Origin of the sequence: Bordetella pseudohinzii (genome assembly GCF_000657795.2) — a bacterium.
Classification (GTDB): Bacteria; Pseudomonadota; Gammaproteobacteria; order Burkholderiales; family Burkholderiaceae_B; genus Bordetella; species Bordetella pseudohinzii.
On record NZ_JHEP02000003.1, the window covers coordinates 422,087 to 448,122 of the forward strand.

The window sequence follows — 26,036 nt, forward strand, 5'->3', positions numbered from 1 at the left end:
AGTTCTCATCATGCAGACCGATTACGCCGAACTCATCCGGCGCACCATACGCAGCGTCCCCGATTGGCCTGCCCCCGGGGTCGTCTTCCGCGACATCACGCCGGTGCTGCAGGATCCGCGCACCTTCCGCGCCCTCGTCGATCTCTTCGTCTACCGCTATATGCGCCAACGCCTGGACCTGGTGGCGGGCGTGGACGCGCGCGGCTTCATCCTGGGCAGCGTGCTGGCCTATGAGCTGAATCTCGGTTTCGTGCCGGTGCGCAAAAAGGGCAAGCTGCCCTATCGCACCGTGGCCGAAGAATATTCGCTGGAGTACGGCAATGCCACGGTCGAAATGCACACCGACGCGGTGCGCACCGGGCAGCGCGTGGTGCTGATCGACGATTTGATCGCCACCGGCGGCACCATGGTCGCGGCCATCAAGCTGCTGCAGCGCCTGGGCGCCAATGTGGTCGAGGCGGCCGCCGTCATCGACCTGCCCTATCTGGGCGGCTCGCAGCATATCGCGCAGACCGGCACGCCGCTCTACACGGTCTGCCAGTTTTCCCAGGGGGACTAGCGCCGCTCAGGCGTCCGTGAGGCGGGGCTGGATGAAATCCAGAAAGGCCCGGGTCTTGGCCGGGATGCGCCGCGAGGGCAGCAGGGCGAACAGGGGCATGGGGGTGAGGCTCCAGTGCGGCAGCACCCGCACCAGCCCGCTTTGCGAGATGGCGCGCTCCATGGCGTCAAAGACCAGCAGCGGGGTGATGCCCATGCCCTGGCTGGCCAGGCGGCCCAGCATGCCCACGTTGTTGGCGGCCAGCCGGCCCGTCACCTGGACGCGCTCGACTTTCTCGCCCGAGTGCAGCACCCAGTAGGAAAAGGCTTCGTTCATGGCCGGACGCAGGCATTCATGGTGGCCCAGGTCCGAAGGCACGCGCGGCTCGCCGTGCTGCTCCAGATACTGGGGCGAGGCATAGAGCTGCTGCGTCATCAGCACGATCTGTTTGGCGATGAGGCTGGAGTCGGGCTGCGGCCCGAAGCGCAGCACCAGGTCGAAAGGATTGCTGATGGGGTCGATGGGCCGCATGCTCAGGTCGAAATCGCATTCGATGTCCGGATACTGCTCGCGGAAATCGCGGATCACGATGGGCAGGAAGAGCTGCGCCAGGCTGGTGGGCATGGAGATGCGCAGCCGGCCCTTGGGCTGGGCGGCCATGTCCTGCAGCTGCTCATGGGCCACGCGGGCCTCTTCGACGATATGCCGGCAGCGCTCGAAGTACACCGCGCCGGCTTCGGTCAGGTCGATGCGGCGCGTGCTGCGGTTGAGCAGCTTCATGCCTATGCTGCGTTCCAGCTCGCTCACGCGGCGCGACAGGGTGGACGTAGGGATACCCAAGGCTTCGGCCGCGTGGCTGAAGTTCTTGCGCTTGGCGACTTCGACGAACAAGGCGATGTCGTTGAGCTGGATGTCCATAATCGTTCCGGGTGTGTCTGCTGGCGCGCCTATGATACGTGCCCTGATTATTGCGCAGTTGGAAATCTGCTTTCCAGGCAGTGCTTTCAGCAAACTGAATCGCAAGATTTTCGTTCTATAAACAGGCCGTATTTTTCCTTCATTGGGCGTTTGATCCCACTGATGGAAAGATGATACTCAAATTAAGGGTTTTTACTAATCCCGCTGCGCAGGATACTCCGATTGCGCGCCGCTTTCGTGTTCGTTGCCTGGAGGCGGCGCCGGCAATACGATCAGTCATCCCCCCATGCGAGCGCCCGCGACGACGCCTATGGCCAAGATCCCACCCCCCGAAAGCGCCGGCCCGGCCGCGCCCAAGACGCGCGAGCAGGTGCGCGCCGAGCGCCTGGCGGCCAAGGCGGCCGGACAGATGGCGTCCGGCGAACTCGACTATCCCCCGGTCCAGCCCCAGGGCCGCTTCAAGACGCGGGCCGCCGTTGAGCGGGAGCGGCAGGAACAGGGGCGGGTCCCGCAGGGTGAATTGGACTATCCGCCCGCGGCCAAGCCCGCCGTGGGCAAGACGCGGGCCCAGATTGCGGCGGAATTACAACAGGCCAGGGACGCGGGGGAAGTAACTTTCGGCGAATTGGACTACCCGCCGGCCGCCACAGGGAGGCGTTCCGGCCAGGGCTGAAATCGCCGCTTTCGCCCGGGCTTCCCTGGGAGGCGGGCAGGAAATCGGTATTCCAGATATGGCCTTAATATGTAATTAGGGTCTTTATATTTTCATTGATGGAAAGGTGTTCTCCGAAATAAGGGTTACTCCTGATCGTTACACGACTGAAACTTTCATTGTGCGCGCCGCCCCGAGGCCTCAAAAAGCAGTGGGGTAGACGCAATGAGCGTAGCGCGCGCAAGCCTTTTCAAGTCCTTCCGCAATGGGAACTCATCATGAAAAAGACGCTATTGGCTGTGGCGCTGCTGGCCGGTTTCGCTGGCGCGGCGCAAGCGGCTGACTCGGTCACGCTGTACGGTTTGATCGACGCCGGTATCGGTTACGAGCAAGTGAAATTCAAGGGCGACAAGCAGAACCGCTTCGGCGCCGTTCAAGGCGTGAGCAGCGGTTCGCGCTTCGGTATGCGCGGTGTGGAAGACCTGGGTGACGGCCTGCGCGCCGTGTTCAACCTGGAAGCCGGTTTCGGTCCCCTGAACGGCAACTCGCAGCAAAATGGCCGCCTGTTCGGCCGTCAAGCCACGGTTGGCCTGGACAGCGACACCTGGGGCCGCCTGGAATTCGGCCGCCAGACCAATATGGCGTCGAAGTTCCTGGGCTCGATCGATCCCTTCTCGATCAGCTACAACACCGCCAACCTGGGTACGACGTTCAGCACCGCGAACACGATGCGCCTGGACAACATGGTCCTGTACCAAACCCCGAGCTTCAGCGGCTTCAAGTTTGGCATCGGCTACGCCTTCAACGCGGATGACACGCAAGACACCAACGGTCGCAAGGGTTTCCAGACCAACGACAACAACCGCGTTCTGACCACCGGCCTGCAGTACCTGAACGGCCCCCTGAACGTGGCGCTGGTCTATGACCGCATGAACGTCAGCAACAACATCACCGGCGGCAAGGACACGGACTCGGTCCAGGCTTATGCCCTCGGCGCTTCGTATGACTTCGAAGTGGTCAAGCTGGCTGCCGCTTTTGGCCAGACCCGCGACGGCTGGTTCGTTGGCCAGGACATGGGCACGACCCCGGACGGCATGAACAAGTTCGGTTCCTTCCGCGGCGCCGACGGCTTCCGCGCCAACTCGTACATGATCGGCGCGACCGTGCCCCTGGGCCGTCATGCCGTGTTCGGTTCCTGGCAGCGCGCCACCCCGGACAACGACAAGCTGACGGGCGACGACGCCACGTTCAACGTGTACAGCCTGGGTTACACCTATGACCTGAGCAAGCGCACCAACCTGTACGCCTACGCTTCGTACGCCGACAACTACGCCTTCCAGCACGATGCGAAGGATACGGCGTTCGCGGTCGGTATCCGTCACCGGTTCTAAGTGTTGCAGACGTCCGGCATCAAGTTGAAGGAATTCGCGGTGCCTATCTCCGTAGACCGTGAGTGACACGAACCCAAAGTTTGCGGCCGGACGTCTTTAACGCGAAGAAGCAGGGCCTCCCCATAAGGGAGGCCCTTTTTTTATTCCGGCGGCCTTACAGGAAGAGTTTGTAGGCCGGGTTTTCGGTCTCGTTCCAGTGCGGATAGCCCAGCTCGGCGATGAAGGTCTTGAACAGTTTTTTGTCCGAGGGCGGCACCTGGATGCCGATCAGGATGCGGCCGTAGTCCGCGCCCTGGTTGCGGTAATGGAACAGGCTGATGTTCCAATCGGGGTTCATGGCGTTGAGAAAGCGCATGAGCGCGCCCGGCCGCTCGGGAAACTCGAAGCGGTAGAGCAGTTCATTCTTGGCCAGCGAAGAGCGCCCGCCCACCATGTGGCGCAGGTGGGTCTTGGCCATTTCATCGTGCGTGAGATCCAGGGTGGCAAAGCCGCTCTTGCGGAAATGCGCGGCGATCTTGTCCGGCTCGGCGGGCGAGCTGACCTGCAGGCCGACGAATACATGGGCCTGCGCGGCATCCGATATCCGGTAATTGAACTCGGTGACGCTGCGGTCGCCCACCAGTTCGCAGAAGCGGCGGAAGCTGCCGCGCTGCTCCGGCATGCTCACGGCGAACACCGCTTCGCGCATCTCGCCCACCTCGGCGCGTTCGGACACGAAGCGCAGGCGGTCGAAATTCATGTTGGCGCCGCTGGTGATGGCAATCAGCGTCTTGCCCTTGAGCTTGTGCTGGGCGGCGTACTGCTTGGCGCCGGCCAGGGCCAGCGCGCCGGCCGGTTCGAGCACGCTGCGCGTATCCTGGAAGACGTCCTTGATGGCCGCGCTGATGGCGTCGGTATTGACCACCACGAAGTCATCGACATATTGGCGCGTGAGCTTGAAGGTCTCGGCGCCCACCAGCTTGACGGCGGTGCCGTCGGAGAACAGGCCGACATCGCTCAGGGTGACGCGGCGTCCGGCGCGCACGCTGCGCACCATGGCGTCGGAGTCTTCGGTCTGCACGCCGATGATCTTGATCTCGGGGCGCAGCTGCTTGATATAGGCCGCCACGCCGGCGATCAGCCCGCCGCCGCCGATGGCCACGAATACGGCTTCGATGGGGCCGGGGTGCTGGCGCAGGATCTCCATGCCGACCGTGCCCTGGCCGGCGATGACGTCCGGGTCGTCGAAGGGATGGACGAAGGTCAGCTTCTGTTCTTTTTCAAGCTTCTGCGAGTGCTGGTAGGCATCGGTGAAGCTTTCGCCGGCCAGGACGACCTCGCCGCCCAGGCGGCGCACGGCGTCGATCTTCACTTGCGGGCTGGTCGTCGGCATGACGATCACGGCGCGGCAGCCCAGGCGGCGCGCCGCCAGGGCCACGCCCTGGGCGTGGTTGCCGGCCGAGGCGGCGATCACGCCGCGCGCCAGGGCGGCCGGCGAGAGGTTGGCCATTTTGTTGTACGCGCCGCGCAGCTTGAAGCTGAACACCGGCTGGGTATCTTCGCGCTTGAGCAGGACGGTGTTCGAAATTCGCTGCGACACCAGGGGAGCGGTTTCGAGCGGAGATTCGACAGCGACGTCGTAGACCTTGGAGGTCAGGATGCGTTTCAGATAATCAGTGGACATGGAACAGCCGGTGCGTAAAAAGTAGCGTCGGGCAGATTACCACAGGGGGGGCGGCCATCCGGGGGCCGGCCAACCGCGGGCGGGCTACACTGCGCCGCATGGAACAATGGCTGCTCGACTCCGTGCATTGGCTGCTGGCCGCCCTGGCCTTGCCCGAGGTGGGCCTGCCGGCCGTCTTCCTGGTTTGCGTGCTCTCGGCCACCTTGCTGCCGCTGGGCTCGGAAGCGGTGGTCTTCGGCTTCATCAAGCTGCAGCCCGATATGTTCTGGCCGACGATCGTGGTCGCCGCGCTGGGCAATACCCTGGGCGGGGTGATCAGCTACGCGATGGGCCTGGGCGCGCACCAGGCTTTTGAGCGCTGGCGCGAAAAGCATCCCCATGCGCCCGAAGAGCAGGGCGGTTTCGCCCGGCGGATGTCGGGGCGCTGGAATGCCCGGGCGCGGCAATGGCTGCGCCGCGTGGGGCCGGCCGCGTTGCTCCTGGCCTGGCTGCCAGGCGTGGGCGACCCGCTGTGCGCCGTGGCCGGCTGGTTGCGCCTGTCCTTCTGGCCCTGCGTGGCCTATATGGCGGTGGGCAAACTGGCCCGCTACGTCGTCCTGACCGCGGGCCTGCTCTGGGCCATTTGAGCCCAAGCTGACGGTTTCCTGAACGTCTATTCCCGGGGCGCCGGGGGGTCTTGGCCGGCCCGGGCCCGGCAATGTCTTAAAATGCTTTTTTAGGGCCCCTTCCAGCTGCTTCCATGAACGCCCCCCTCGCCAGCCAAATCCTGACTGCGGCGATACCGCCCGCACCCGGCGCGCGTTTGCGCGAAATTCCCTATAACTACACGTCGTTCTCCGACCGCGAGATCGTCGGCCGGCTATTGGGGGAGGACGCCTGGCAACTATTGTCCGACCTGCGCGGCGAGCGGCGCACCGGCCGTTCGGCCCGCATGCTCTACGAAGTGTTGGGCGATATCTGGGTGGTGCGCCGCAATCCCTATCTGCAGGATGACCTGCTGGACAACCCCAAGCGCCGCAAGTTGCTGATCGAGGCCCTGCATCACCGCCTGGGCGAGATCGACAAGCGCCGCGAGCCCGAAGGGGCCGCCGCCCAGGGGCATGATTCCCAGCGCGACGCCAAGGTGGTGGAACTGCTGGCGCGCGCGCGCGCCGCGGTGGCCGAATTCGAGGCGCAGTTCGACCTGACCGACCAGTTGCGCAAGCAGGCGCAGAAGGTGCTGGGGCGGATCACGGCGCGCGGCAATATCAAGTTCGACGGCCTGTCGCGCGTGGCCCATGTCACCGACGCGACCGACTGGCGGGTCGAATACCCCTTTGTCGTGCTGACGCCGGACGGCGAGGAAGAAATCGCCGCCCTGGTGCGCGCCTGTATCGAGCTGGGGCTGACCATCGTGCCGCGAGGCGGCGGCACCGGCTACACCGGCGGCGCCATTCCGCTGACCTGGAAGTCGGCGGTCATCAATACCGAGAAATTCGACCAGATCGGCGAAGTCGAGCTGGCGCGCCTGCCCGGCCGCGACGACCAGGTGGGCGTGATCGCCACCGGCGCGGGCGTGGTCACCAAGCGCGTGGCCGAGGCGGCCGAGCGCGGCGGCTTTGTCTTCGCCGTGGATCCGACCTCGGCCGAGGCCTCCTGCGTGGGCGGCAATATCGCCATGAACGCCGGCGGCAAGAAGGCCGTGCTCTGGGGCACGGCCCTGGACAACCTGGCCTGGTGGCGCATGGTGGATCCGGACGGCAATTGGCTGGAAGTCACGCGCCTGGACCACAACATGGGCAAGATCCACGACGTGGAAGTGGCGCGTTTCGAGGTCAAGTGCTTCGACGGCGCGGCCCAGCCCGGCGAGAAGCTGCTGCGCACCGAAATCCTGGAGATTCCGGGCCGCGTCTTCCGCAAGGAAGGCCTGGGCAAGGACGTGACCGATAAATTCCTGGCCGGCCTGCCGGGCGTGCAGAAAGAAGGCTGCGACGGCCTGATCACTTCGGCGCGCTGGGTGGTGCACCGCATGCCGCGCCATACGCGCACGGTCTGTATGGAGTTCTTCGGCCAGGCGCGCGATGCCATCCCGTCCATTGTCGAGGTCAAGGGTTATCTGGACGGCGAGGGCCGCCAGCGCGGCGCCATCCTGGCCGGCCTGGAGCACCTGGACGAGCGCTATCTGCGCGCGGTGGGCTATGCCACCAAGAGCAAGCGCGGCGTGCTGCCCAAGATGGTGCTGATCGGCGATATCGTGGGCGACGACGAAGATGCGGTGGCCGCGGCCGCCAGCGAAGTGGTGCGCCTGGCCAATACCCGCCATGGCGAGGGCTTTGTCGCCGTCAGCGCCGAGGCCCGCAAGAAATTCTGGGCCGACCGCTCGCGCACGGCGGCCATCGCGCGCCATACCAATGCCTTCAAGATCAATGAAGACGTGGTCATCCCGCTCAACCGCATGGGCGAGTACACGGATCACATCGAGCGCATCAATATCGAGCTGTCCACGCGCAACAAGCTGCGCCTGCTGGATGCGCTGGACGAGTATCTCGCCCAGCCCCTGCCCGTGGGCAAGCCCGAGGACGCCGAAGACGCCGCGCTGACGCGCGCCGAGGTGCTGGCCGAACGCACCCAGCAGGCCGTGGCGCTGCTGGCCGGCGCGCGCCGCCGCTGGCAATGGCTGCTGGACCACCTCGACCTGGCCCTGGCCGAGGCCGGACCGCATCTGGCGGACATCGGCCTGGACGGCATGGCCGAGGCCTTCGGCGCGCGGCTGCAAGCCCAGCCGCGGGCGCGGGTCTTCGACGTCGTGCAGGACCGCACGGTGCGCATCTCCTGGAAGACCGAGGTGCTGGCCGGGCTGCAGGGCATTTTCTCGGGCGTCGCGGCCAAGCCCATCCTGGACGAAATCAAGAACATCCACGCGCGCGTGCTCAAGAGCCGGGTCTTCGTGGCCCTGCACATGCACGCCGGCGACGGCAACGTGCACACCAACCTGCCGGTCAACTCCGACGATTACGGCATGCTGCGCGAGGCGCACGAGGCGGTGGACCGCATCATGCAGATCGCGCGCGACCTGGACGGCGTGATCTCCGGCGAGCACGGCATCGGCCTGACCAAGTACGAATTCCTCACCGAGGAAGAGCTCGCGCCCTTCCAGGCCTACAAGCGCCGCGTCGACCCCAACGGCCATTTCAATGCCGGCAAGCTCATGCCGGGCGCCGACCTGCGCCACGCCTGGACGCCCAGCTTCAGCCTGATGGGCCATGAGTCGCTCATCATGAAGCAAAGCGACATCGGCGCGATTTCGGAGTCGGTCAAGGACTGCCTGCGCTGCGGCAAGTGCAAGCCCGTGTGCGCCACCCATGTGCCGCGCGCCAACCTGCTGTATTCGCCGCGCAACAAGATCCTCGCGACCTCGCTGCTGGTCGAGGCCTTCCTCTACGAGGAGCAGACGCGCCGCGGCGTGAGCCTGCGCCATTGGGAAGAATTCGAGGACGTGGCCGACCATTGCACGGTCTGTCACAAGTGCTATACGCCCTGCCCGGTCGATATCGATTTCGGCGACGTCTCGATGAATATGCGCGCGCTGCTGCGCCGCATGGGCCGCAAGTCCTTCAACCCCGGCACGGCCGCGGCCATGTTCTTCCTGAACGCCAAGGACCCGGCGACCATCAACGCCACCCGCAAGGCCATGGTGGGCGTGGGCTACAAGGTCCAGCGCGCCGCGCATGACCTGCTGGCCAGCGTGGCCCGCAAGCAGACCGAACATCCGCCGGCCACGGTGGGCAAGCCGCCCCTGCGCGAGCAGGTGGTGCACTTCATCAACAAGAAGATGCCGGGCGGCCTGCCCAAGCAGACCGCGCGCAAGCTGCTGGATATCGAAGACGCCAACTACGTGCCCATCATCCGGGATCCCAAGAGCACCACGGCCGATACCGAGGCGGTGTTCTATTTCCCGGGCTGCGGCTCGGAGCGCCTGTTCTCGCAGGTGGGCCTGGCCACCCAGGCCATGCTGTGGCATGCGGGCGTGCAGACCGTGTTGCCGCCAGGCTATCTGTGCTGCGGCTATCCGCAGCGCGGCAATGGCATGACCGACAAGGCCGAGCAGATCATCACGGATAACCGCGTGCTGTTTCACCGGGTGGCCAACACGCTGAACTATCTGGACATCAAGACCGTGGTGGTCAGCTGCGGCACCTGCTATGACCAGCTGGCCGGCTATGAATTCGACAAGATCTTCCCGGGCTGCCGCCTGATCGACATCCACGAATACCTGCTCGAAAAAGGCATCAAGCTCGATGGCGTGCAGGGCGTGCGCTATATGTACCACGACCCCTGTCATACGCCCATGAAGCTGCAGGATCCGATGAAGACGGTGCGCTCCCTCGTGGGCGAGCAGGCGGTCAAGAGCGACCGCTGCTGCGGCGAATCCGGCACGCTGGCCGTCAGCCGTCCCGACATCTCGACCCAGGTGCGTTTCCGCAAGCAGGAAGAGCTGCAAAAAGGCGGCGCGGCCGTGCGCGCCGACGGCTTTGACGGCGACGTCAAGGTGCTGACCTCCTGTCCGTCCTGCCTGCAGGGCCTGTCGCGCTACCAGGGCGACACCGGCATGGACGCGGATTACATCGTGGTGGAGATGGCGCGCCACATCCTGGGCGAGAGCTGGATGGAAGACTATGTGCGCCGCGCCAATACGGGCGGCATCGAGCGCGTGCTGGTCTAGCCTGGGTTCCAGGCCGCGCGGGCCGGTCCCGCGCGGGCCGGCGGTATGGATTTCCTATGGAGTCGGCGGAGACTTTTGTGTTTCAATATTTGTCTCCCTCCATGCAACAGTTTTTCATACCGTTGGAACCGAACTTGCACGTCAAAGCGCCAGCCACGATTCCCTATTTCCTCCAGGAACAAATCCGCGAGCTGATCATCGATGGCACGTTCAGGCCAGGCCAGCCGCTGCGCGAACAGGAGCTGGAACAGCGCTTCGGCACCAGCCGCAGCCCGATAAGAGAGGCTTTGCGCCTGCTGGAGCTCACCGGCCTGGTGGTGCATATGCAGCGCAAGGGCTTTCGCGTCAGGCGTTATGCGGAAGCCGAGATCCGGCAGATCTATGCGCTGCGCGCCGAGCTGGCCGCCTACGGGCTGAGACAGCTCGATGGCATGATTTGTGGCGAATTGTTGCATGAACTGCGGGCCTGTGACCGGGACATGGCGCGCGCGCATGCCGGCCAGGATGTCCGCGGCTATGCCGCCTTCTTGCGCGCTTTCTATCTGACCGGCGTGCGCTACGCCCGCAATACGCCGCTGGAAGACACGCTGGCGCGGCTATACGAGCAGGTCGAGCCCATGCGCTACCTCTTTTTGCGCCACGCCCTGGCTCACCTGGCTTATGACACCTTTCATGGCGAAGTGCTGCGCGCCCTGGAGGCCGGCGATGCCTTGCGCGCGGCCGACGCGGCGCGCGCCCACGTCCTGGACCATCTGCCGGGCATTGTGCGCGCCTACGACGAGGCGGCCGCCGAAACCGCCGTGCTCTGAAGCATTCAGGCCCGCGGGGCGCCCACGGCGATGCCGGCCGCCCGCAGGGCCTGGCGGATGGCGCCGGCGAACGGCACGGCGTTGGGCTGGTCGCCATGGATGCACAGCGTGTCGGCGGCCAGCGGCACGGTCTTGCCGCTGACGCTGATCACGCTGCCCTGCTGCACCATCTGCAAGACCTGGGCCACGGCCTGGTCGGCATCGGTGATCATGGCGCCGGGCTGGGTGCGTGGGGTGAGGCTGCCGTCGTCCTGGTAGGAACGGTCGGCGAAGACCTCCTGCGCGGCGGGCAGGCCCAGGGCCCGCGCTTCGCTGATCCAGTGGCTGCCGGCCAGCCCGTAGAGGATGAGCTGGCGGTCCACGTCGCGCACCGCCGTGCAGATGGCGCGCGCCAGCGCGGCGTCCTTGGCGGCCATGTTGTACAGCGCGCCGTGGGCCTTGACGTGATGCAGCCGGGCCCCCTGGGAGGCGGCCACGCCGGCCAGGGCGCCGACCTGGTAGACCACCATGTCGTAGGCTTCCTGCGCGCTGATCTGCATGACGCGGCGTCCGAAGCCTCCCAGGTCCGGCAGGCTGGGATGCGCGCCGATGGCCACGCCGTTGGCCAGCGCCAGCGCGACGGTCTTGCGCATGGTGCCGGGGTCGCCGCCATGAAAACCACAGGCGATATTGGCCGAGCTCACCAGCGGCAGCACGCCGGCGTCGTTGCCCATCGGCCAGGCGCCGTAGCTCTCGCCCATGTCGCAGTTCAGATCCAGGGTCTTGCTCATGTTCGGGCCTCTTTCAGGGCGATGGACTGCAAGAGCGGGTCGCGCAGGGCTTGCAGGCTGGCATGCAGTTCATCGAAGGCGCGCGCCCGGGCGCCGTCCAGCGCCTGGGCCTGCTCCAGTTCGATCATGGAAAAACGGACTTCTTCTCCGGGCCGGCGCTGGGCCAGCGCGGGCAGGTCGACGCTGGCGACCTGGGCCAGCTTGGGATAGCCGCCCGTCGTCTGCCGGTCGGCCATCAGGACGATGGCCTCGCCGCCGGCCGGCACCTGCACGGTGCCAAAGCAGGTGGCTTCGGACAGGATCTGGCGCGGCCGGTCCATCCGCAGGGGCGGGCCCTGCAGCCGGTAGCCCATGCGGTCGGATTGGGCGTTGATGCGGAAAGGCTGCTCCAGGAAGGCGGCGCGGGAGCCGGCGGAGAATTCTTCCCAGTGCGGGCCGGGCAGCACTCTCAGGGTATCGCGCGCGAAAGCGCGCAGGGTCGCGGGCAGGTAGATGCGCGTGTCCCACAGCATCTGGGCCAGGGGGTCGAGCACCTCGGCTGCGGCGCGCAGGGGCCGGGCCAGGCCGATGCGGTCATCCTTGCGCAGCGCGCGCCCTTGCCAGCCGCCAAAGCCGCTGCGCAGATAGGTGCTGCCGCTGTCCATGACCGGCTCCAGCGCGAAACCGCCATAGACCGCCAGATAGGCGCGCGCGCCCAGCGCCGGCGCGCCGAAGGCCAGGATGGCGCCGGGCCGCGCGATCAGCGGGCGATTGAGCGCCAGCGGCTTGCCGTCCAGCGTGGCGCCCAGGTCGGCGCCGGCCACGGCCAAGCAGGCCGCGCTGTCAAAGCGCAGGGTAGGGCCGGTGAGCGTGATTTCGAGCGTGGCGGCCTGGGTGTTGTTGCCGGCCAGCAGATTGGCCAGCCGGTGGGCGCGCTCGTCCATGGCGCCGGCCACGGGGATGCCCTGGTGTTGGTAGCCATATCGTCCTTCGTCCTGGAAGGTCGACAACATGCCGGGCTTCAGTACGGTGATGCTCATGGCTGTTCCGCGCGCAGGCGGTCGAAGGCGGCCTCATCGATGGGCACGAAGCGGATGCGGTCGCCCGGCTGCAGCAGCGAGGCCGGCTCGCGCGCCGGATCGAACAGCACGAGCGGCGTGGCGCCGATGATGCTCCAGCCGCCGGGCAGGCGGCTGGGATAGATCACGGTCTGGCGGTTGGCGATGGCCACCGAGCCGGCCGGCACCTCGGTGCGCGGCGAATCGCGCCGGGGCAGGTTCAGGCGCGCATCATGCACGCCGATATAGCTGTGTCCCGGCGCGAAGCCCAGCATATAGACCATGCTGCCGGGCTGGCCGTGCAGCGCGATGAGCTCGTCTTCGGACAGCCCGCAGGCCCGCGCGGCCTCGGCCAGGTCGGGGCCGTGCCTGCCGCCGTAGCAGACGGGCACGTCCACGTCGCGGCCGGCCAGCGTGTCGGTCGCGATGCCTTGGGCCAGCAGTCCGCGCACGCGCGCGGCCAGGTCGGCGAACCGCGGGCCGCCCTGGGGCAGCGGCCGGTAGTGCACGGCCACCGTGGTGAACGAAGGCACCACGTCCACCACGCCGGGCCAGCGCGCCAGGCGGATCTGGCGGGCCAGCCCCAGGCAGAGCCGGCCGGTGGCTTCAGCGATGCTGTCGCCCAGGATGACCAGCAGGCAGCGGTCGCCCTGGGGTTGGATGCGCCAGTCGGGATGACCGGGAGCGGCTTCTTGAGTCTCGGACAACGGCAATCCTGCTGGGCGGCAAGGGCTTACTTGGCGAACAGCGACTCGATATTCTTGAAGGCCTTGAACTCCAGGGCGTTGCCCGACGGATCCAGGAAGAACATGGTTGCCTGTTCGCCGACTTCACCCTTGAAACGGATGTAGGGCTCGATGACGAAATCGGTGCCGGCATCGGTCAGTTTCTTGGCCATGGCCTCCCATTGTTCCATCGAGAGCACCACGCCGAAGTGACGCACCGGCACATTATGCGAGTCTACGGCATTGGTGGCGTTTGCGCCGCATTCGCCCGGGGCCAGGTGGGCCACGATCTGGTGACCATAGAAATTGAAGTCGATCCATTCGGGCGAGCTGCGCCCTTCCGGACAGCCCAGCAGTTCACCGTAGAACTTGCGGGCTTCGGCCAGGTCGCGGACCGGGAAAGCAAGGTGGAAAGGAGGGATGGCGGTCGTCATGATGGCGTTTCCAGGGCAAGGCAGCGGCAAGGCTGCGACAGCGCTAGTTTACGTATTGTTTTTTTGATCGAAAAACGATATTTTTTGGGACTTGCCATCAAAAAAATTGATGCTTGCCCTGGGGTATAAGCTCGTCCCTGATTATGCTGCGTGAATTCAAGACCTTTGTCGCCGTGGCGCGCGACGGCACCTTCACCGGCGCCGGGCGCCAGCTGGGGCTGACCCAGTCGGCGGTCAGCGCCCAGATCCGCCGCCTGGAAGACCATCTCGGCGCCGCCCTGTTCGACCGCAGCGGCAAGGCGGCCGTGCTCAATGCCCATGGCCGCGAACTGCTGCCCCAGGCCGAAGAGCTGCTGGCCCTGGCCGAGGGCATGGTCAACCAGGCCGGCGGGCGCGTGAGCGGCGTCTTGCGCATCGGGGCCATCGCCTCGGTGCAGCAGGATCTGCTGGTGCATGCGCTCAAGCCGTTTCGGGCGGCCTATCCCGATGTGCGGGTGCGTGTCGTTCCGGGGGTGTCGCTGTCCTTGCTGGGCCAGGTCGATGCCGGCGAACTGGATCTCGTGGTGCTGATCCGGCCGCCGTTCACGCTGCCGCCCGAACTGGCCTGGAAGGTGCTGCTGCGCGAGCCCATGGTGCTGGCGGTCAGCGCGCGCATGCCGCCCAGGCCCTGGCGCGATGTGCTGGAGAGCGAGCCTTTTATCCGCTACGACCGTTCGTCTTTCGGCGGGCGCCTGGTGGATCGCTTTCTGCGGCGCCATCGGGTGGCGGTGCATGAGGCGGTCGAACTGGACGAGATCGACGCCCTGGCGAATCTGGTGCGCGAAGGGCTGGGCGTCGCGCTGCTGCCGCGCACCCGCCGGCTGGACGAGCGGGGCTTGCGTCTGATGGACCTGGGCGAGCCGGATTTCGTGCGGGAGATCGGCGTGATCGGGCGTTTGTCGCGTTCGCCGCTGCTGGAAAAAATGGTGGACTGCCTGGGGCAGGCCGCCCTGGGGCAGGCCAGGCCCGAAGGCCCGGCCGCCGGGCTTACAGACGATCGCAGCGCACCGTGATGGGATGGTTGCGCAGCGCGCTCATCACGGCGTCGTCCACCCTGCCGTCGACGTCCGTGACGACATAGCCGATCTGGCCCCGCGTCTGCAGCGTCTGGCTGACGATGTTCAGGCCGTGTTCGGCCAGCAGGCTGTCCAGCGTGCCGAGGGCGCCCGGGGCATTGCGGTGCACGTGCAGGATGCGCGCCGCGCCCGCCGGCTCGACATAGGCCAGTTCCGGAAAATTGACCGCCGTCTTGGTGGTGCCGGCCTTGAGAAAGCGCACCAGTTTCTCCGCCACCTCGCGGCCGATATTTTCCTGGGACTCCTGGGTGCTGCCGCCGATGTGCGGCGTGAGGATGACGTTGGGCAGGCCGATGAGCGGGCTGGCCAGCGCTTCGTCCGGGCCCTTGGGCTCGGTCGGAAAGACATCCAGCGCGGCGCCGGCCAGGTGGCCCGAGCGCAGCGAGGCGTCCAGGGCCGCGATATCGACCACCGTGCCGCGCGAGGCGTTGATCAGGATGGCGCCCCGGCGCATCTGCGCCAGCGTCTCGGCGTTGATGATGTTCTCGGTGCTCTTGCCGCCGGGCACGTGCAGCGTCACGACGTCGGACTGGTTCAGCAGCTCTTCCAGCGAGGCCGCCGCGCGGGCATTGCCCAGCGGCAGCTTGGCCTCGACGTCGAAATACACCACGCGCATGCCGACGGCCTCGGCCAGCGTGCTGATCTGCGAGCCGATGTTGCCGTAGCCGATGATGCCCAGCGTCTTGCCGCGGGCTTCGAAGGCGCCGGCGGCGCTTTTGTCCCAGTGCCCCTGATGCACGCGCAGATTTTTCTCGGGAATGCGGCGCAGGAGCAGGATGGCTTCGCCCAGCACCAGCTCGGCCACCGAGCGGGTATTGGAGAAAGGCGCGTTGAACACCGGCACGCCGCGCTTCATGGCGGCGTCGACATCGACCTGGTTGGTGCCGATGCAAAAGCAGCCGATCACGCGGATGTCGGGAAATTCAGCCAGCAGCTCGGCATCGAGATGCGTCCGAGAGCGGATCCCCACGACTTCGGCGCCGCGCAGGGCGGCGCGCAGCTGCTCGGCGGGCAGGGCCGTGCTGTGCGTGGCGATGTCGGTGTAGCCGGCGGCTTCGAAGACCGCGCGGGCGCTGGGATGGACGTTCTCGAAAAATACGATTTGAGCCATGGATGTTTGCCGTCAGGAGAGGGGGGCCGGGCCTTGTCCCGGAGCCGGCGCCAGCGGGCGCCGGTTTCTCCATTGTGGCCCAGATCCACGCGCCAAGCGCACAATCCCTTGGCGGCAGTGTGGCCTCAGCGCACGGCGCGCCAGACGCTGGCGCCGCCATCGGCCAGCACCAGCAGCACATCGTAGGGATCGCGCCGCCCGCCATAGACCGGATCGTCCATGCCCGGGCTGCCTACCGGCATGCCGGGCACGGCCAGCCCGACCGCCCGGGGCCGCAGCGCGAGCAAGCGCCGGATGTCTTCGGCCGGCACATGGCCCTCGATGGCATAGCCGGCCACCAGTCCGGTATGACAGGACGCATATTGCGGCGCCAGCCCGGCGCGCTTGCGTATGGGCGCGGTGTCGGCGACGTCGCGCGCGTTCACGCGCAGGCCGGATGCGCGCAGATGGTCCAGCCAGGCGCCGCAGCAGCCGCAGGACGGCGTCTTCCAGACCTCGATGACCGGGTCCTGGGCGGCGCGCGCGGCCAGCGGCGCCAGGAGGGGCAGCAACAGGGCGGCGCCGGCCAGGCGGCGGCGCGCGGGAGAAGGTGATGTCATCGCAGGCATCCTAGAACCAGAAACGCACGCCCATCAGCCAGGCGCGATCGGACACGCTTTGCCCCGCGTCGCGCGCCATGCTGGCCGTGTTGCCGAACTTGCGGCTGAACGACACGCCGACATAGGGCGCGAACTGGCGCGTGACCTCGTAACGCAATTGCAGGCTCAGGCTGCCCTGGGCCAGGCCGGATCCGGTCTCGCGCTGCCGATCCGTCTTGCCGTAGGCCATGGCCTCGACTTCGGGCGTGAACACCAGCCTTTGCGTGATCAGGAAATCATACTCGGCCTGCAGCCGCAGGGCCGTGCGGCCCGAACCGCCTGCGTAGGCGGTGAGCTGCGTCTCGATGTTGTAGGGCAGGGCGCCGGCCAGCCCGAGCGCGGCCCAGTTGCGCGCGGCCTCGCTGCCGAAATCGCGCCGCGCGCCCAGCCGCAGATCCCAATAGGGGCTGATGGCATGGCTCCAGAAGGCCTGGGCAAATGCGTCGGAGCGGCCCGCTGCTTTTTCGCCCTCGCTCTCGACGACCAGCTTGTCGCGATCGTTGCCGATCCAGAACTGGCCGTCCCATTGGGCCGCGCTGCTGCCGTCGCGCAGCTGGGCCAGGCCGAACTTCTCGAAGCCCAGGCGCCAGCTCACGGCATCGTCGAGCATGTGCGGGTGGATGCCGTACTCGTCATAGCGCCGGCCGCCGCCGCCATCGCTGGAGGGCAGGCTGCCCACCGCGGGCGCGCCGTCGCCGGCGGCGGGCATGGCGGCGCTGGCGGCGGGCATGACATGGCCGGCGTGGCCGGCGGACTGGGCCAGGGCAGCGGTGCAGAAGGCGGCCAAGGCGAGGCCGAACAAAGCGGTCTTCATGGCTTACTCCACGACCACGGCGCGGAACATGCCCGCTTCCATGTGATAAAGCAGATGGCAGTGATAGGCCCAGTTGCCGCGCGCATCGGCGCTCACGCGGTAGCTGATGCGCTGCGAGGGCAGCACGGTGATGGTGTGCTTGCGCACCTGGAACCGCCCTTCGGGCGACTCCAGGTCGCTCCACAGGCCATGCAGATGGATGGGGTGCAGCATCATCGTGTCATTGACCAGCACAAAGCGCACGCGCTCGCCCTGCTTGAGCACGATGGGCTCGGCCTCGGTAAAGGTCTTGCCATTGAAGGACCACATATAGCGGTCCATATTGCCGGTCAGGTGCAGTTCGATTTCGCGGCTGGGCGGGCGCTTGTCGGCCGGTTCGACGATGGAATGCAGATCGGCGTAGGTCAGCACCCGGCGGCCGTTGCCGCGCAGGCCGGGGCCGGGGTCGTCCAGGCGCGTGCTGACCATGGCGGGCACCATATTGTTGGCCACGCCATCGCCGGCCGCATGCGCATGGGCCGCGGCGATCAGGCCGCCGCCGGCCGGGCCGTGATGCATCGCGCCATGGTCCATCTGGCCATGGTCCATCGCCGGCGCCGCGCCATGGCCCATGGCGGCATGGTCCATGCCCATGTCCTGCATGGACAGCACCTGCACGTCGTCGACCGCCGGCACCTCGGCCTGCATGCCGGCCCGCGGCGCCAGCGTGCCCCGGGCGTAGCCCGAGCGGTCGATGGATTGCGCAAACAGGGTATAGGCGCGCGCTTCCTTGGGCTGGACGATGACGTCATAAGTCTCGGCCACGCCGATGCGCAGCTCATCGACCGTCACTGGCCGCACATCCTGGCCATCGGCGCTGACCACCGTCATTTTCAGGCCGGGCAGCCGCACATCGAAATAGCTCATGGCCGACCCATTGATCAGGCGCAGGCGCACCCGTTCGCCGGGCGTGAACAAGCCGGTCCAGTTGCCGGCGGGCGTGCGGCCGTTGAGCAGATAGGTGTAGGTGGCGCCCGAGACATCGGCCAGGTCCGTCGGGTTCATGCGCATCTGTTCCCACATCAGCCGTTCGGACAGCGCGTCGCGCCAGCCCGCGCGCTGCGCATCGCGCCGCAGGCTCTGCAGGCTGGGCCGGATAAGGTTGTAGTAATCCGGCATGACCTTGAGCTTGCGGAAGACCTGCATGGGGTCTTCGTCGGTCCAGTCGGACAGCAGCACGGTGTAGTCGCGCTCGCTGGCCACGGGGTCGCGGCGGCGCGGGTGCACGACGATGGCGCCGTACAGGCCGGTCTGTTCCTGGAAGCCGGAGTGGCTGTGATACCAGTAGGTCCCGCTTTGGCGCAGGCGGAAGCGATAGGTGAAGGTCTCGCCCGGCGCGATGCCGGGAAAGCTCAAGCCCGGCACGCCGTCCATTTCGGTGGGCAGCAGGATGCCGTGCCAATGGATGGAGGTCGCTTCGGCCAGGCGGTTGCGCACGTGCAGCGTCACCTCGTCGCCTTCGCGCCAGTGCAGCACCGGCGCCGGCAGGCTGCCATTGACCGTGGTGGCGATGCGCGGGCGGCCGGTGAAGTTGACCGGCGTCGCGCCGATGTCGAGCTGGAACTCGGTGCCGCGCAATTCAGGCAGCTCGGTGGCCGCGTTCGAGAGGGCGGGCCAGAAACCCGCGCCCAGCAGGGCGCCGCCGCCCGCCAGTCCGCGCACGAAGCGCCGGCGGCCCGGATCGGCGGGGCTCATTCCACCACCACCTTGCCTTGCATGCCGGCGGGGTAGTGGCCGGGTTCGAGGCAGCCGAAGCCGACGTCGCCCTGCTTGGGAAAACGCCAGATCAGTTCACCGGTCTGGCCGGCCTCCAGCGAAACCGAATTGCCCATGCCATGGTGGGGCATGTCGGGCTGTTGCAGCATCATCTGGTAGTGGGCCTGCAGATCGGCCGGCGTGCCGAGCACGAACTCATGGCGGATCTGCCCGCTGTTCTTCACCACGAAGCGCACGGTTTCGCCCGGCTTGACGCGGATGCGCTCGGGCGTGAAACGCATGTTGTCGCCCATGTCGATCTGAATATCGCGCGTGGGGTTCTTGGCCGGCTGCCCGATGTCGGCCGGGCCGTGGTTCATGCCCGCCATATTCATATTCGTGTGGTCCATCTGGCCCATGTGGCCCTGGCCCGGCGCGGCCAGGGAGAGCAGGGGGGCGAGGGCTAGCGCGAGGGCGCCGAGGGCTGATTTCATGGATGATCCGTCCGAAAGAATGAGCCCTCCACTCTAGCCAGGGCGCTCTGACCCCAGCCTGTCGCCAACATTACGATTCTGTTATCTGGCGCCCGGCCCCAGCGTCAGGCCGATGTCGGTGTCCTCCGCGCCGCTGCGGGCATGGACCTGTCCGCCGTGCATGATGGCGATGGCGCGCACGATGGCCAGGCCCAGGCCATGGCCTTCGCCGCGCCGGCGATGGGCCGCGCCAGCGCGGTAAAAGCGCTCGAAGATATGCGGCAGATCGGCCGGCGCGATGGGCGGGCCGGGATTGCGCACCGAGATCCGGGCCATGCCGCCGGGCAGGGTCTCGCAGACGATGCGTATCACGCCGCCAGGCGGCGTGGCGCGGATGGCATTGGCCACCAGATTGACCAGCGCGCGCCTGAGCAGATTGGCATTGGCGCGCGCCTCGGCCTGGCCCTGTACGTCCAGATGCAATCCTTCCAGCGCGGGCTCGAAGAACTCGGCCACCCGCCTGGCCTCCTGGGCCAGGTCCACGGGCGCCGCGTCGCCGGCGCGTTCGCCGCTGTCGGCGCGCGCCAGGAAAAGCATGTCATTGATCAGGGTCTTCATGTCTTCCAGTTCTTCGAGGCTGGAGGACAGGGTGTCGCGCAATTCGTCATTGCCGCGGGGCGAAGACAGCGCCAGCTGGGCGCCATTGATCAGCGTGGCCAGCGGGGTGCGCAGCTCATGGGCCACATTGGCGTTGAAACCTTCCATCTGCTGATAGGCCAGCTGCAGGCGGTCCAGCAAGCGATTGACGGCCGCGGCCAGGTCCTGGACCTCGCGGTCGGCGCCGGCCAGCGGCAGGCGCCGCTCGAGATGATCGGGGCCGATGCCGGCCGCCTGCGCCGACAGGCGCCGCATGGGGGCCAGCGTGCGCCGCACGGCCCAGGCCGACAGGACGACGGTCAGGCCCACCCATAGCGCGCAGATGAGCAGCAGCGCGCTGCCATAGGCGTAGAGAAACTGGCTGCCCGCGCCCGTGCCCACCGCCACGGTCAGGCGCCCGCCGGCCAGGCCATGCGCATCCAGCGGCGTCTGCACCCCATGCAGGCGGGCGCCGTCCGGCATCTGGATTTCGACTTCATGGCCGGCCTGGCGGCGTATCCGCGGCGGGGCCGCGCCATAGAGCAGGCGGCCATCGGCCTCGATCCAGACCCCGAGATTGCCGTGGCCGGCGGTCATGCCGTCCAGACTGGCGCGCAGTTCGGTCAGCGAGCCGGGCTGCATGCCGGCCAGGTGGGCGATGAGCTCGGCCTTGCCGGCCGCCTCGGTCACCTCCTGGCGCCGCACCTCGCGCTGCAAGGCCCAGTACAGCGTCAGGCCCGCCACCAGGGACACCAGCAGGGCGATGGCGCCCAGCGCCAGCGTCAGCCGCAGCTGCAGGGACGGCGCTTTCAATCGCGGCGCTCCAGCACATAGCCCATGCCGCGCACGGTGTGCAGCAGCTTGCGCTCGAAAGGATCGTCGATCTTGGCGCGCAGGCGCCGGATGGCGACTTCGATCACATTGGTGTCGCTGTCGAAATTCATGTCCCAGACCTGTTCGGCCAGCGTGGCGCGCGACAGCACCTGGCCCTGGCGGCGCAAGAGGAGGGCCAGCAGGGTGAACTCCTTGGCCGTCAGGTCCAGCCGCTGGCGGGCGCGCTGGGCCTTGCGGCTGGCCAGATCGAGTTCGAGATCGTCCAGGCGCAGCAGGGTGGGCTCCTGGGCGCGGCCGCGGCGCTGCAGCGCATGCACCCGCGCCAGCAGTTCGGAGAACGCGAAAGGCTTGACCAGGTAATCGTCGGCGCCGCCCTCCAGGCCGCGCACGCGGTCTTCCACCTGGTCGCGCGCGGTGAGCATGAGCACGGGCGTGCCCCGGCGCGCGCGCAATTGGCGCAGCACGCTGAAGCCATCCTGGCCGGGCAGCATCACGTCCAGGATGACCACGTCGTAATCGCCTTCGATGGCCAGGTGGCAGCCGTCTATCCCGTCATGCGCGAGATCGACCACATGGTTTTGCTCGGACAGCCCCTTGTGCAGGTATTCGGCCAGCTTGGGCTCGTCCTCGATGACAAGAATGCGCATGGCGGCAGGCGGAGGATGGCGGATCCGCCATTATCCGCCATCCTCCGGGCTTTCAGGCCGCTTCGGCCGGCACCACGCGGTCGGGCGGAAAGCGCAGCGAGAAGGTGCTGCCCTTGCCGGGCTCGCTTTCGATCAGCAGCTCGGCGTCGTGGCGCAGGGCGATGTGCTTGGTGATGGCCAGGCCCAGGCCGGTGCCGCCCACGGCGCGCGAGCGGCCGCGGTCCACCCGGTAGAAGCGCTCGGTCAGGCGCGGGATATGCCGCGCCGGGATGCCGATGCCGGTGTCGCGCACGCTGTAGCGCGCGCCGCCGTCGGCCGTGGCCTCCCAGCGCACGGTGATATGTCCGCCCTCGGGGGTGTAGCGCACGGCATTGGTCAGCAGATTGGACAGGGCCGAGGCCAGCTCCGTGCCATTGCCCAGCACGTCCAGGCCGGGGTCGATATGCCAGTCGAAGGCATGCCGGCCGCCCGATAGCACCTCGGCCTGCTGGCGCGCGGTCTGCAGCAGCGCGGCGAGGTTGACCGCCACCGGGTCGGAGCCGGGCGAGGACTCCAGCGTGGAAAGGGTGAGCAGGTCTTCGACGATGGCCTGCATGCGCTGCGCCTGCTCCAGCATCATGGCCAGGTATTGGCTGCGCTGTTCTTCGCCCAGGGCCGCTGCCGGCATCTCGTGCAGGGTTTCGAGAAAGCCGGCCAGCACCGTGAGCGGGGTGCGCAGCTCATGCGAGACATTGGCGACGAAATCGCGCCGGGTGGTCTCCAGCTTTTCGATCTGGGTCACGTCGCGCGAGATCAGCAGCCGGCGGTTGGAGGCATAGGCGGCCAGCTGGATCATCATGACGCGCTCCTGGCCGGCCTGGCCCAGCCGCACCAGAATGGGTTCGGGCCAGGCGCTGCGATGGGCGTAGGCCACGAATTCCGGCGCGCGCAGCAGGTTCAGCAGGTTCTGGCCCCGGTCGGCGGGCAGGCGCAGGCTCAGGTGGCGGCGCGCCATGCGGTTGCCCCACTCGATCTGGAAGTCCTCATTGAGGGTGACCACGCCATCGGGCAGGGCCTGGGCGGCCGCCAGCATGCCTTGCATGGTTTCCTGCAGTTCGGCCAGTTCGCGGCGCCGGGCGCGCGTATAGCGGTAGAGCGGGGCCAGGATGTCTTCCCAGGGCCCCACGCCGGCCGGCGGCGCCGAATCGGGATCATGGGCCCAGGCCGAGACCCGCTGCAGGCGCCAGCTGCGCCACAGCACCATGCCCATCATGGCGACGGAAAAGAGTATCCAGCCCGCGGGCGAGCCCGCCAGGCCATGGAGCAACAGGCTGAGCACCCCCCACAGGGCAATCAGCGAAAGCGTGCGCAGCCAGATCATCGTGGAGAGGTTTTACCGCGCCGGCACCTGGGACGTAAACCGATAGCCGCTGCCGCGCACGGTCTCGACGTGGGCGTCGTGGCCGCTGGGCTCCAGCGCCTTGCGCAGGCGGCGGATATGGACATCGACCGTGCGTTCCTCGACGAAGACGTGGTCGCCCCAGACCTGGTCCAGCAGCTGCGAGCGCGAGAACACCCGCTCGGGGTGGGTCATGAAGAAGTGCAGCAGGCGGAACTCGGTCGGCCCGATCTGCAGCGGCTGGGCATTGCCCGAGAGGCGGTGCGTGACGGGGTCGAGTTTCAGGCCGCCGACATCGATGATGTCGTCGGTGAGCTGGGGCGCGCGGCGGCGCAGCACCGCCTTGATGCGCGCCATCAATTCCTTGGGCGAGAAGGGCTTGGTGATGTAGTCGTCGGCGCCGGCTTCCAGGCCGTCCACCTTGTCCTGCTCCGAGCCCTTGGCCGTCAGCATGATGACGGGCACGCTGCGGGTGCGTTCGTCGTCGCGCAGCTTGCGGGCCAGCGACAGGCCCGACATGCCGGGCAGCATCCAGTCCAGCAGGATGAGATCGGGCAGTTCGGCGCGGATCAGGGTCTGGGCCTGTTCGGCGTCGAAAGCGCGCAAGACCTTGTGGCCGGCGAAAGAGAGGTTGACCGCGATCAGTTCCTGGATGGCGGGTTCATCTTCGACGACAAGAATGGTGCTAGACATAGGGATGGATACGCAGCGGGGCGCCTGATGGCGCGAACGTTGCCATAGTATGGCCGCAATATTTCAGGTATGTGACCGAATCCGAGGCCGGATCCCCTGCGCCAATCGGCTACCATTGGGCCATCTCCCGGGATTTCACCATGCAAAAGCCTCCCTCTTCTTCCGATCCGTCCCCTTCGGGCAGCACCCATTTCGGCTTCCAGTCCGTGCCCGAGGGCGACAAAGCGCGCAAAGTGGCCGAAGTCTTCCATTCGGTCGCCTCGCGGTATGACGTCATGAACGACCTGATGTCGGCCGGCCTGCACCGCATCTGGAAAGCCTTCACCATCGGCCGCGCCGCCGTGCGGCCCGGCATGAAGGTGCTGGACATCGCGGGCGGCACGGGCGACCTGGCCCGGGCTTTCGCCAAGCGGGCCGGGCCCACGGGCGAGGTCTGGCTCACCGATATCAATGATTCCATGCTGCGCGTGGGCCGCGACCGGCTGACCGATGGCGGCATGATCCTGCCGCTGGCCGTCTGTGACGCGGAAAAGCTGCCCTTCCCGGATGGCTATTTCGACCGCGTGAGCGTGGCCTTCGGCCTGCGCAACATGACCCACAAGGACAAGGCCCTGGCGGAAATGACGCGGGTGCTCAAGCCCGGCGGCAAGTTGCTGGTGCTGGAGTTTTCGCGGGTCGCCAAGCCCCTGGCGCCGGCCTACGACTGGTATTCCTTCAATGTGCTCCCCTGGCTGGGCAAAAAGGTCGCCAATGACGAGGCGAGCTACCGCTACCTGGCCGAATCCATCCGCATGCATCCCGACCAGGACACCCTGGCCGACATGATGCGCGCCGCCGGCCTGGACCGGGTGCAGTACTTCAACCTGACCGCCGGCGTGGCCGCCCTGCACGAAGGGGTGCGCCTGAGCTGAACGCCCCGTCCCCGGCGGCCCCGGCGCGGGCCCTCCCGGGAACTTGTGGCGGACGATCTTGTCCGTTATTCTTAGGGTTGTTCAGTTTTTTGTAAGAAATCGACGGCAGGCGCCGCCCTGCCGCCTCTCGCTCCTGTGGGGCGGGCGCATACACGAGGAGCATTACCGTCATGTCCACCAAGTTTGGCCTTTCCCGAGTGCTGGCCGCGGCGCTGATCGCCGTCTCCGGCGCCGCGCTGATCACCGCGTCTTTTGACGCGGAGGCGCGCCGCGCGGGTGGCGGCTCCAGCGTCGGCCGCCAGTCTTCCAACGTCACCACCCAACGCCAGGCGACCACGCCGCCGGCCACCCCGGGCGCGGGCACCACGGCCGGCGCCGCCACGGGCGCCAGCACCGCCGCGGCCGGCACGGCCGCCGCGGGCGCGGCCGCCAAGAGCGGCGCCTCGCGCTGGCTCGGCCCCATCGCCGGCATCGCCGCCGGCCTGGGCCTGGCCGCGCTGTTCTCCAGCCTGGGCCTGGGCGGCGCGCTGGCCGAATTCCTCGGCAGCGCCCTGCTGATCGGCCTGGTGGTCTTCGCCGTGCTGTTCATCGTCCGCCGCCTGCGCGGCGCGGCGCCGCGCCAGGCCATGCAGGGCGCGTACAACGCCTCCGCCGGCCAGCAAGCGCAGCAGCAGCCGATGTGGCGCGAGAGCCTGGCGCCGGCGCCCGCCGCCGCTGCCGCGCCGGCCGCCGCCACCCTGCCCAAGGCGGGCGAGGACGGCAACTGGTTCATCCCGGGCGACTTCGACACGCCGCGTTTCCTGCAGCAGGCCAAGGAGCAGTTCGTCCGCATCCAGGCCATCTGGGACAGCGGTAGCGTCGACAACCTGCGCGACCTGCTCACCGACGACCTGATCGCCGAACTCAAGCCGCAGCTCGAAGCGCGCGGCAACGAGGCCAACAAGACCGAGGTCGTGCTGCTCAATGCCGAGCTCCTGGGCATCGAGACCGTCTCCGACGGCCACCTGGCCAGCGTCCGCTTCTCCGGCATGCTGCGCGAAAACCCGGGTGCCGAGGCTTTCCGCTTCGAAGAGGTCTGGAACCTCTTCAAGCCCACCAGTGGCGGCTGGCTTCTGGCCGGCATCCAGCAGATCCCTGTCGAACACGCCAGCTGATCTGTCAGGCTCCGTAGTACCCCTTGATATGCCCGCGCTCCGCGCGGGCATTTTTCTTGGCCACCGCGAGCCGTGGTTGATAGGAAGCGAGGAAACCGGCGCTTGTTTACGCGAAAGCGCCGACATACGCCGTGACGCCGTCTCCCTAGACTATTTGCATTGCCAAGCTTGCGCTGGACTGGTGATTCAACGGGAGGGACGGTTGGACAGGACAGGACAGGACAGGACAGGACAGGACAGGACAGGACAGGACAGGACA

At 67.3% G+C, this 26,036-nt stretch carries 24 protein-coding genes; 9 read left to right on the plus strand and 15 right to left on the minus strand.

Features of this window, described 5'->3' with window-relative positions; translation table 11 throughout:
• The first annotated feature begins 10 nt into the window (after window positions 1–10).
• Window positions 11–559 carry an adenine phosphoribosyltransferase gene (locus L540_RS06385; RefSeq protein ID WP_043210102.1) on the plus strand — a complete coding sequence of 183 codons (549 nt, stop codon included), beginning with the start codon at window positions 11–13 and terminating at the stop codon, window positions 557–559.
• Between the two features lie 6 nt (window positions 560–565).
• On the opposite strand, the gene L540_RS06390 is transcribed toward L540_RS06385, so the two are convergent.
• The gene (locus L540_RS06390) at window positions 566–1,456 is read right to left on the minus strand and encodes a LysR family transcriptional regulator (RefSeq protein WP_043210100.1); all 891 of its coding nucleotides are present in this window, start codon (window positions 1,454–1,456) and stop codon (window positions 566–568) included.
• Between the two features lie 310 nt (window positions 1,457–1,766).
• On the opposite strand from L540_RS06390, the gene L540_RS06395 reads away from it, so the two are divergent.
• Window positions 1,767–2,129, plus strand: coding sequence for a DUF4148 domain-containing protein (locus tag L540_RS06395; RefSeq protein WP_043211026.1), 363 nt, complete (start codon window positions 1,767–1,769; stop codon window positions 2,127–2,129).
• Window positions 2,130–2,386: 257 nt separating this feature from the next.
• Entirely contained in the window at window positions 2,387–3,499 is a 1,113-nt protein-coding gene (locus L540_RS06400) for a porin (RefSeq protein WP_043210098.1), read from the plus strand.
• Window positions 3,500–3,653: 154 nt separating this feature from the next.
• Here the strand turns inward: L540_RS06400 and ilvA are convergent, their stop codons facing one another.
• Window positions 3,654–5,162: a threonine ammonia-lyase, biosynthetic gene (gene ilvA, locus L540_RS06405; RefSeq protein ID WP_043210096.1), complete on the minus strand. Its 1,509-nt coding sequence runs from the start codon at window positions 5,160–5,162 to the stop codon at window positions 3,654–3,656.
• Between the two features lie 98 nt (window positions 5,163–5,260).
• Between ilvA and L540_RS06410 the strand changes: the two genes are divergently transcribed.
• The 3 genes from L540_RS06410 to L540_RS06420 all read left to right on the plus strand — a co-directional run bounded on the left by L540_RS06410 (window position 5,261) and on the right by L540_RS06420 (window position 10,673).
• Window positions 5,261–5,788, plus strand: coding sequence for a YqaA family protein (locus L540_RS06410; protein ID WP_043210093.1), 528 nt, complete (start codon window positions 5,261–5,263; stop codon window positions 5,786–5,788).
• A gap of 113 nt (window positions 5,789–5,901) precedes the next feature.
• Window positions 5,902–9,864, plus strand: a complete 3,963-nt coding sequence (locus tag L540_RS06415; RefSeq protein WP_043210091.1) for a DUF3683 domain-containing protein — start codon at window positions 5,902–5,904, stop codon at window positions 9,862–9,864.
• Between the two features lie 101 nt (window positions 9,865–9,965).
• Window positions 9,966–10,673: a GntR family transcriptional regulator gene (locus L540_RS06420; protein ID WP_082149567.1), complete on the plus strand. Its 708-nt coding sequence runs from the start codon at window positions 9,966–9,968 to the stop codon at window positions 10,671–10,673.
• A 5-nt stretch (window positions 10,674–10,678) separates the two neighbouring features.
• Here L540_RS06420 and L540_RS06425 read toward each other — a convergent pair whose 3' ends face one another.
• The 4 genes from L540_RS06425 to L540_RS06440 are packed head-to-tail and all read right to left on the minus strand — an operon-like array spanning window position 10,679 to window position 13,639.
• Window positions 10,679–11,443: a LamB/YcsF family protein gene (locus L540_RS06425; protein WP_043210086.1), complete on the minus strand. Its 765-nt coding sequence runs from the start codon at window positions 11,441–11,443 to the stop codon at window positions 10,679–10,681.
• Window positions 11,440–12,462: a 5-oxoprolinase subunit C family protein gene (locus L540_RS06430; protein ID WP_043210084.1), complete on the minus strand. Its 1,023-nt coding sequence runs from the start codon at window positions 12,460–12,462 to the stop codon at window positions 11,440–11,442. Before L540_RS06430 ends, L540_RS06425 begins: the two co-directional genes overlap by 4 nt.
• The gene (gene pxpB / locus L540_RS06435) at window positions 12,459–13,193 is read right to left on the minus strand and encodes a 5-oxoprolinase subunit PxpB (RefSeq protein ID WP_372432999.1); all 735 of its coding nucleotides are present in this window, start codon (window positions 13,191–13,193) and stop codon (window positions 12,459–12,461) included. Before pxpB ends, L540_RS06430 begins: the two co-directional genes overlap by 4 nt.
• A 20-nt stretch (window positions 13,194–13,213) precedes the next feature.
• Complete coding sequence (locus L540_RS06440) at window positions 13,214–13,639, minus strand: VOC family protein (RefSeq protein WP_029580044.1); 426 nt, start codon at window positions 13,637–13,639, stop codon at window positions 13,214–13,216.
• A gap of 143 nt (window positions 13,640–13,782) precedes the next feature.
• Here L540_RS06440 and L540_RS06445 point away from each other — a divergent pair, with 143 nt between their 5' ends.
• On the plus strand, window positions 13,783–14,691 hold the full coding sequence (locus tag L540_RS06445) for a LysR family transcriptional regulator (protein WP_043210079.1): 909 nt from the start codon (window positions 13,783–13,785) through the stop codon (window positions 14,689–14,691).
• On the opposite strand, the gene serA is transcribed toward L540_RS06445, so the two are convergent.
• The 9 genes from serA to phoB form a co-directional block, all read right to left on the minus strand.
• The gene (gene serA, locus L540_RS06450; protein ID WP_043210076.1) at window positions 14,666–15,865 is read right to left on the minus strand and encodes a phosphoglycerate dehydrogenase; all 1,200 of its coding nucleotides are present in this window, start codon (window positions 15,863–15,865) and stop codon (window positions 14,666–14,668) included. The genes L540_RS06445 and serA overlap by 26 nt on opposite strands.
• Before the next feature lie 125 nt (window positions 15,866–15,990).
• Window positions 15,991–16,464, minus strand: a complete 474-nt coding sequence (locus L540_RS06455) for a DUF411 domain-containing protein (RefSeq protein ID WP_043210074.1) — start codon at window positions 16,462–16,464, stop codon at window positions 15,991–15,993.
• A 10-nt stretch (window positions 16,465–16,474) separates the two neighbouring features.
• Window positions 16,475–17,317: a copper resistance protein B gene (locus L540_RS06460; protein ID WP_048026093.1), complete on the minus strand. Its 843-nt coding sequence runs from the start codon at window positions 17,315–17,317 to the stop codon at window positions 16,475–16,477.
• A 3-nt stretch (window positions 17,318–17,320) separates the two neighbouring features.
• On the minus strand, window positions 17,321–19,051 hold the full coding sequence (locus L540_RS06465) for a copper resistance system multicopper oxidase (RefSeq protein WP_043210072.1): 1,731 nt from the start codon (window positions 19,049–19,051) through the stop codon (window positions 17,321–17,323).
• On the minus strand, window positions 19,048–19,545 hold the full coding sequence (locus L540_RS06470) for a cupredoxin domain-containing protein (RefSeq protein ID WP_043210070.1): 498 nt from the start codon (window positions 19,543–19,545) through the stop codon (window positions 19,048–19,050). Before L540_RS06470 ends, L540_RS06465 begins: the two co-directional genes overlap by 4 nt.
• A gap of 81 nt (window positions 19,546–19,626) precedes the next feature.
• Window positions 19,627–20,973 (minus strand): heavy metal sensor histidine kinase, encoded by a 1,347-nt coding sequence (locus tag L540_RS06475; protein WP_043210068.1) that lies wholly within the window; start codon window positions 20,971–20,973, stop codon window positions 19,627–19,629.
• Window positions 20,970–21,641 carry a heavy metal response regulator transcription factor gene (locus tag L540_RS06480; protein ID WP_043210066.1) on the minus strand — a complete coding sequence of 224 codons (672 nt, stop codon included), beginning with the start codon at window positions 21,639–21,641 and terminating at the stop codon, window positions 20,970–20,972. The genes L540_RS06475 and L540_RS06480 overlap by 4 nt, the downstream gene beginning before the upstream one ends.
• A gap of 52 nt (window positions 21,642–21,693) precedes the next feature.
• Window positions 21,694–23,001 (minus strand): phosphate regulon sensor histidine kinase PhoR, encoded by a 1,308-nt coding sequence (phoR, locus tag L540_RS06485; protein WP_043210065.1) that lies wholly within the window; start codon window positions 22,999–23,001, stop codon window positions 21,694–21,696.
• A 12-nt stretch (window positions 23,002–23,013) separates the two neighbouring features.
• Window positions 23,014–23,712, minus strand: coding sequence for a phosphate regulon transcriptional regulator PhoB (gene phoB / locus L540_RS06490; protein WP_043210063.1), 699 nt, complete (start codon window positions 23,710–23,712; stop codon window positions 23,014–23,016).
• A gap of 140 nt (window positions 23,713–23,852) precedes the next feature.
• Between phoB and ubiE the strand changes: the two genes are divergently transcribed.
• Window positions 23,853–24,623, plus strand: coding sequence for a bifunctional demethylmenaquinone methyltransferase/2-methoxy-6-polyprenyl-1,4-benzoquinol methylase UbiE (ubiE, locus tag L540_RS06495; RefSeq protein WP_043210061.1), 771 nt, complete (start codon window positions 23,853–23,855; stop codon window positions 24,621–24,623).
• Between the two features lie 170 nt (window positions 24,624–24,793).
• Entirely contained in the window at window positions 24,794–25,777 is a 984-nt protein-coding gene (locus L540_RS06500) for a Tim44 domain-containing protein (protein ID WP_043210059.1), read from the plus strand.
• Window positions 25,778–26,036: the final 259 nt, after the last annotated feature.

What these genes read in the sequence shown, in the direction of transcription:
- L540_RS06385 (WP_043210102.1), top strand. Translation starts at nt 11, where the DNA reads ATGCAGACCGATTACGCCGAACTCATCCGGCGCACCATACGCAGCGTC.
- L540_RS06420 (WP_082149567.1), top strand. Translation starts at nt 9,966, where the DNA reads ATGCAACAGTTTTTCATACCGTTGGAACCGAACTTGCACGTCAAAGCG.
- L540_RS06455 (WP_043210074.1), bottom strand. Translation starts at nt 16,464, where the DNA reads ATGACATCACCTTCTCCCGCGCGCCGCCGCCTGGCCGGCGCCGCCCTG.
- ilvA (WP_043210096.1), bottom strand. Translation starts at nt 5,162, where the DNA reads ATGTCCACTGATTATCTGAAACGCATCCTGACCTCCAAGGTCTACGAC.
- phoB (WP_043210063.1), bottom strand. Translation starts at nt 23,712, where the DNA reads ATGTCTAGCACCATTCTTGTCGTCGAAGATGAACCCGCCATCCAGGAA.
- L540_RS06440 (WP_029580044.1), bottom strand. Translation starts at nt 13,639, where the DNA reads ATGACGACCGCCATCCCTCCTTTCCACCTTGCTTTCCCGGTCCGCGAC.
- L540_RS06395 (WP_043211026.1), top strand. Translation starts at nt 1,767, where the DNA reads ATGGCCAAGATCCCACCCCCCGAAAGCGCCGGCCCGGCCGCGCCCAAG.
- L540_RS06400 (WP_043210098.1), top strand. Translation starts at nt 2,387, where the DNA reads ATGAAAAAGACGCTATTGGCTGTGGCGCTGCTGGCCGGTTTCGCTGGC.
- L540_RS06415 (WP_043210091.1), top strand. Translation starts at nt 5,902, where the DNA reads ATGAACGCCCCCCTCGCCAGCCAAATCCTGACTGCGGCGATACCGCCC.
- L540_RS06500 (WP_043210059.1), top strand. Translation starts at nt 24,794, where the DNA reads ATGTCCACCAAGTTTGGCCTTTCCCGAGTGCTGGCCGCGGCGCTGATC.
- serA (WP_043210076.1), bottom strand. Translation starts at nt 15,865, where the DNA reads ATGGCTCAAATCGTATTTTTCGAGAACGTCCATCCCAGCGCCCGCGCG.
- L540_RS06425 (WP_043210086.1), bottom strand. Translation starts at nt 11,443, where the DNA reads ATGAGCAAGACCCTGGATCTGAACTGCGACATGGGCGAGAGCTACGGC.
- L540_RS06465 (WP_043210072.1), bottom strand. Translation starts at nt 19,051, where the DNA reads ATGAGCCCCGCCGATCCGGGCCGCCGGCGCTTCGTGCGCGGACTGGCG.
- L540_RS06470 (WP_043210070.1), bottom strand. Translation starts at nt 19,545, where the DNA reads ATGAAATCAGCCCTCGGCGCCCTCGCGCTAGCCCTCGCCCCCCTGCTC.
- L540_RS06460 (WP_048026093.1), bottom strand. Translation starts at nt 17,317, where the DNA reads ATGAAGACCGCTTTGTTCGGCCTCGCCTTGGCCGCCTTCTGCACCGCT.
- L540_RS06430 (WP_043210084.1), bottom strand. Translation starts at nt 12,462, where the DNA reads ATGAGCATCACCGTACTGAAGCCCGGCATGTTGTCGACCTTCCAGGAC.
- ubiE (WP_043210061.1), top strand. Translation starts at nt 23,853, where the DNA reads ATGCAAAAGCCTCCCTCTTCTTCCGATCCGTCCCCTTCGGGCAGCACC.
- L540_RS06445 (WP_043210079.1), top strand. Translation starts at nt 13,783, where the DNA reads ATGCTGCGTGAATTCAAGACCTTTGTCGCCGTGGCGCGCGACGGCACC.
- L540_RS06410 (WP_043210093.1), top strand. Translation starts at nt 5,261, where the DNA reads ATGGAACAATGGCTGCTCGACTCCGTGCATTGGCTGCTGGCCGCCCTG.
- L540_RS06480 (WP_043210066.1), bottom strand. Translation starts at nt 21,641, where the DNA reads ATGCGCATTCTTGTCATCGAGGACGAGCCCAAGCTGGCCGAATACCTG.
- L540_RS06390 (WP_043210100.1), bottom strand. Translation starts at nt 1,456, where the DNA reads ATGGACATCCAGCTCAACGACATCGCCTTGTTCGTCGAAGTCGCCAAG.
- phoR (WP_043210065.1), bottom strand. Translation starts at nt 23,001, where the DNA reads ATGATCTGGCTGCGCACGCTTTCGCTGATTGCCCTGTGGGGGGTGCTC.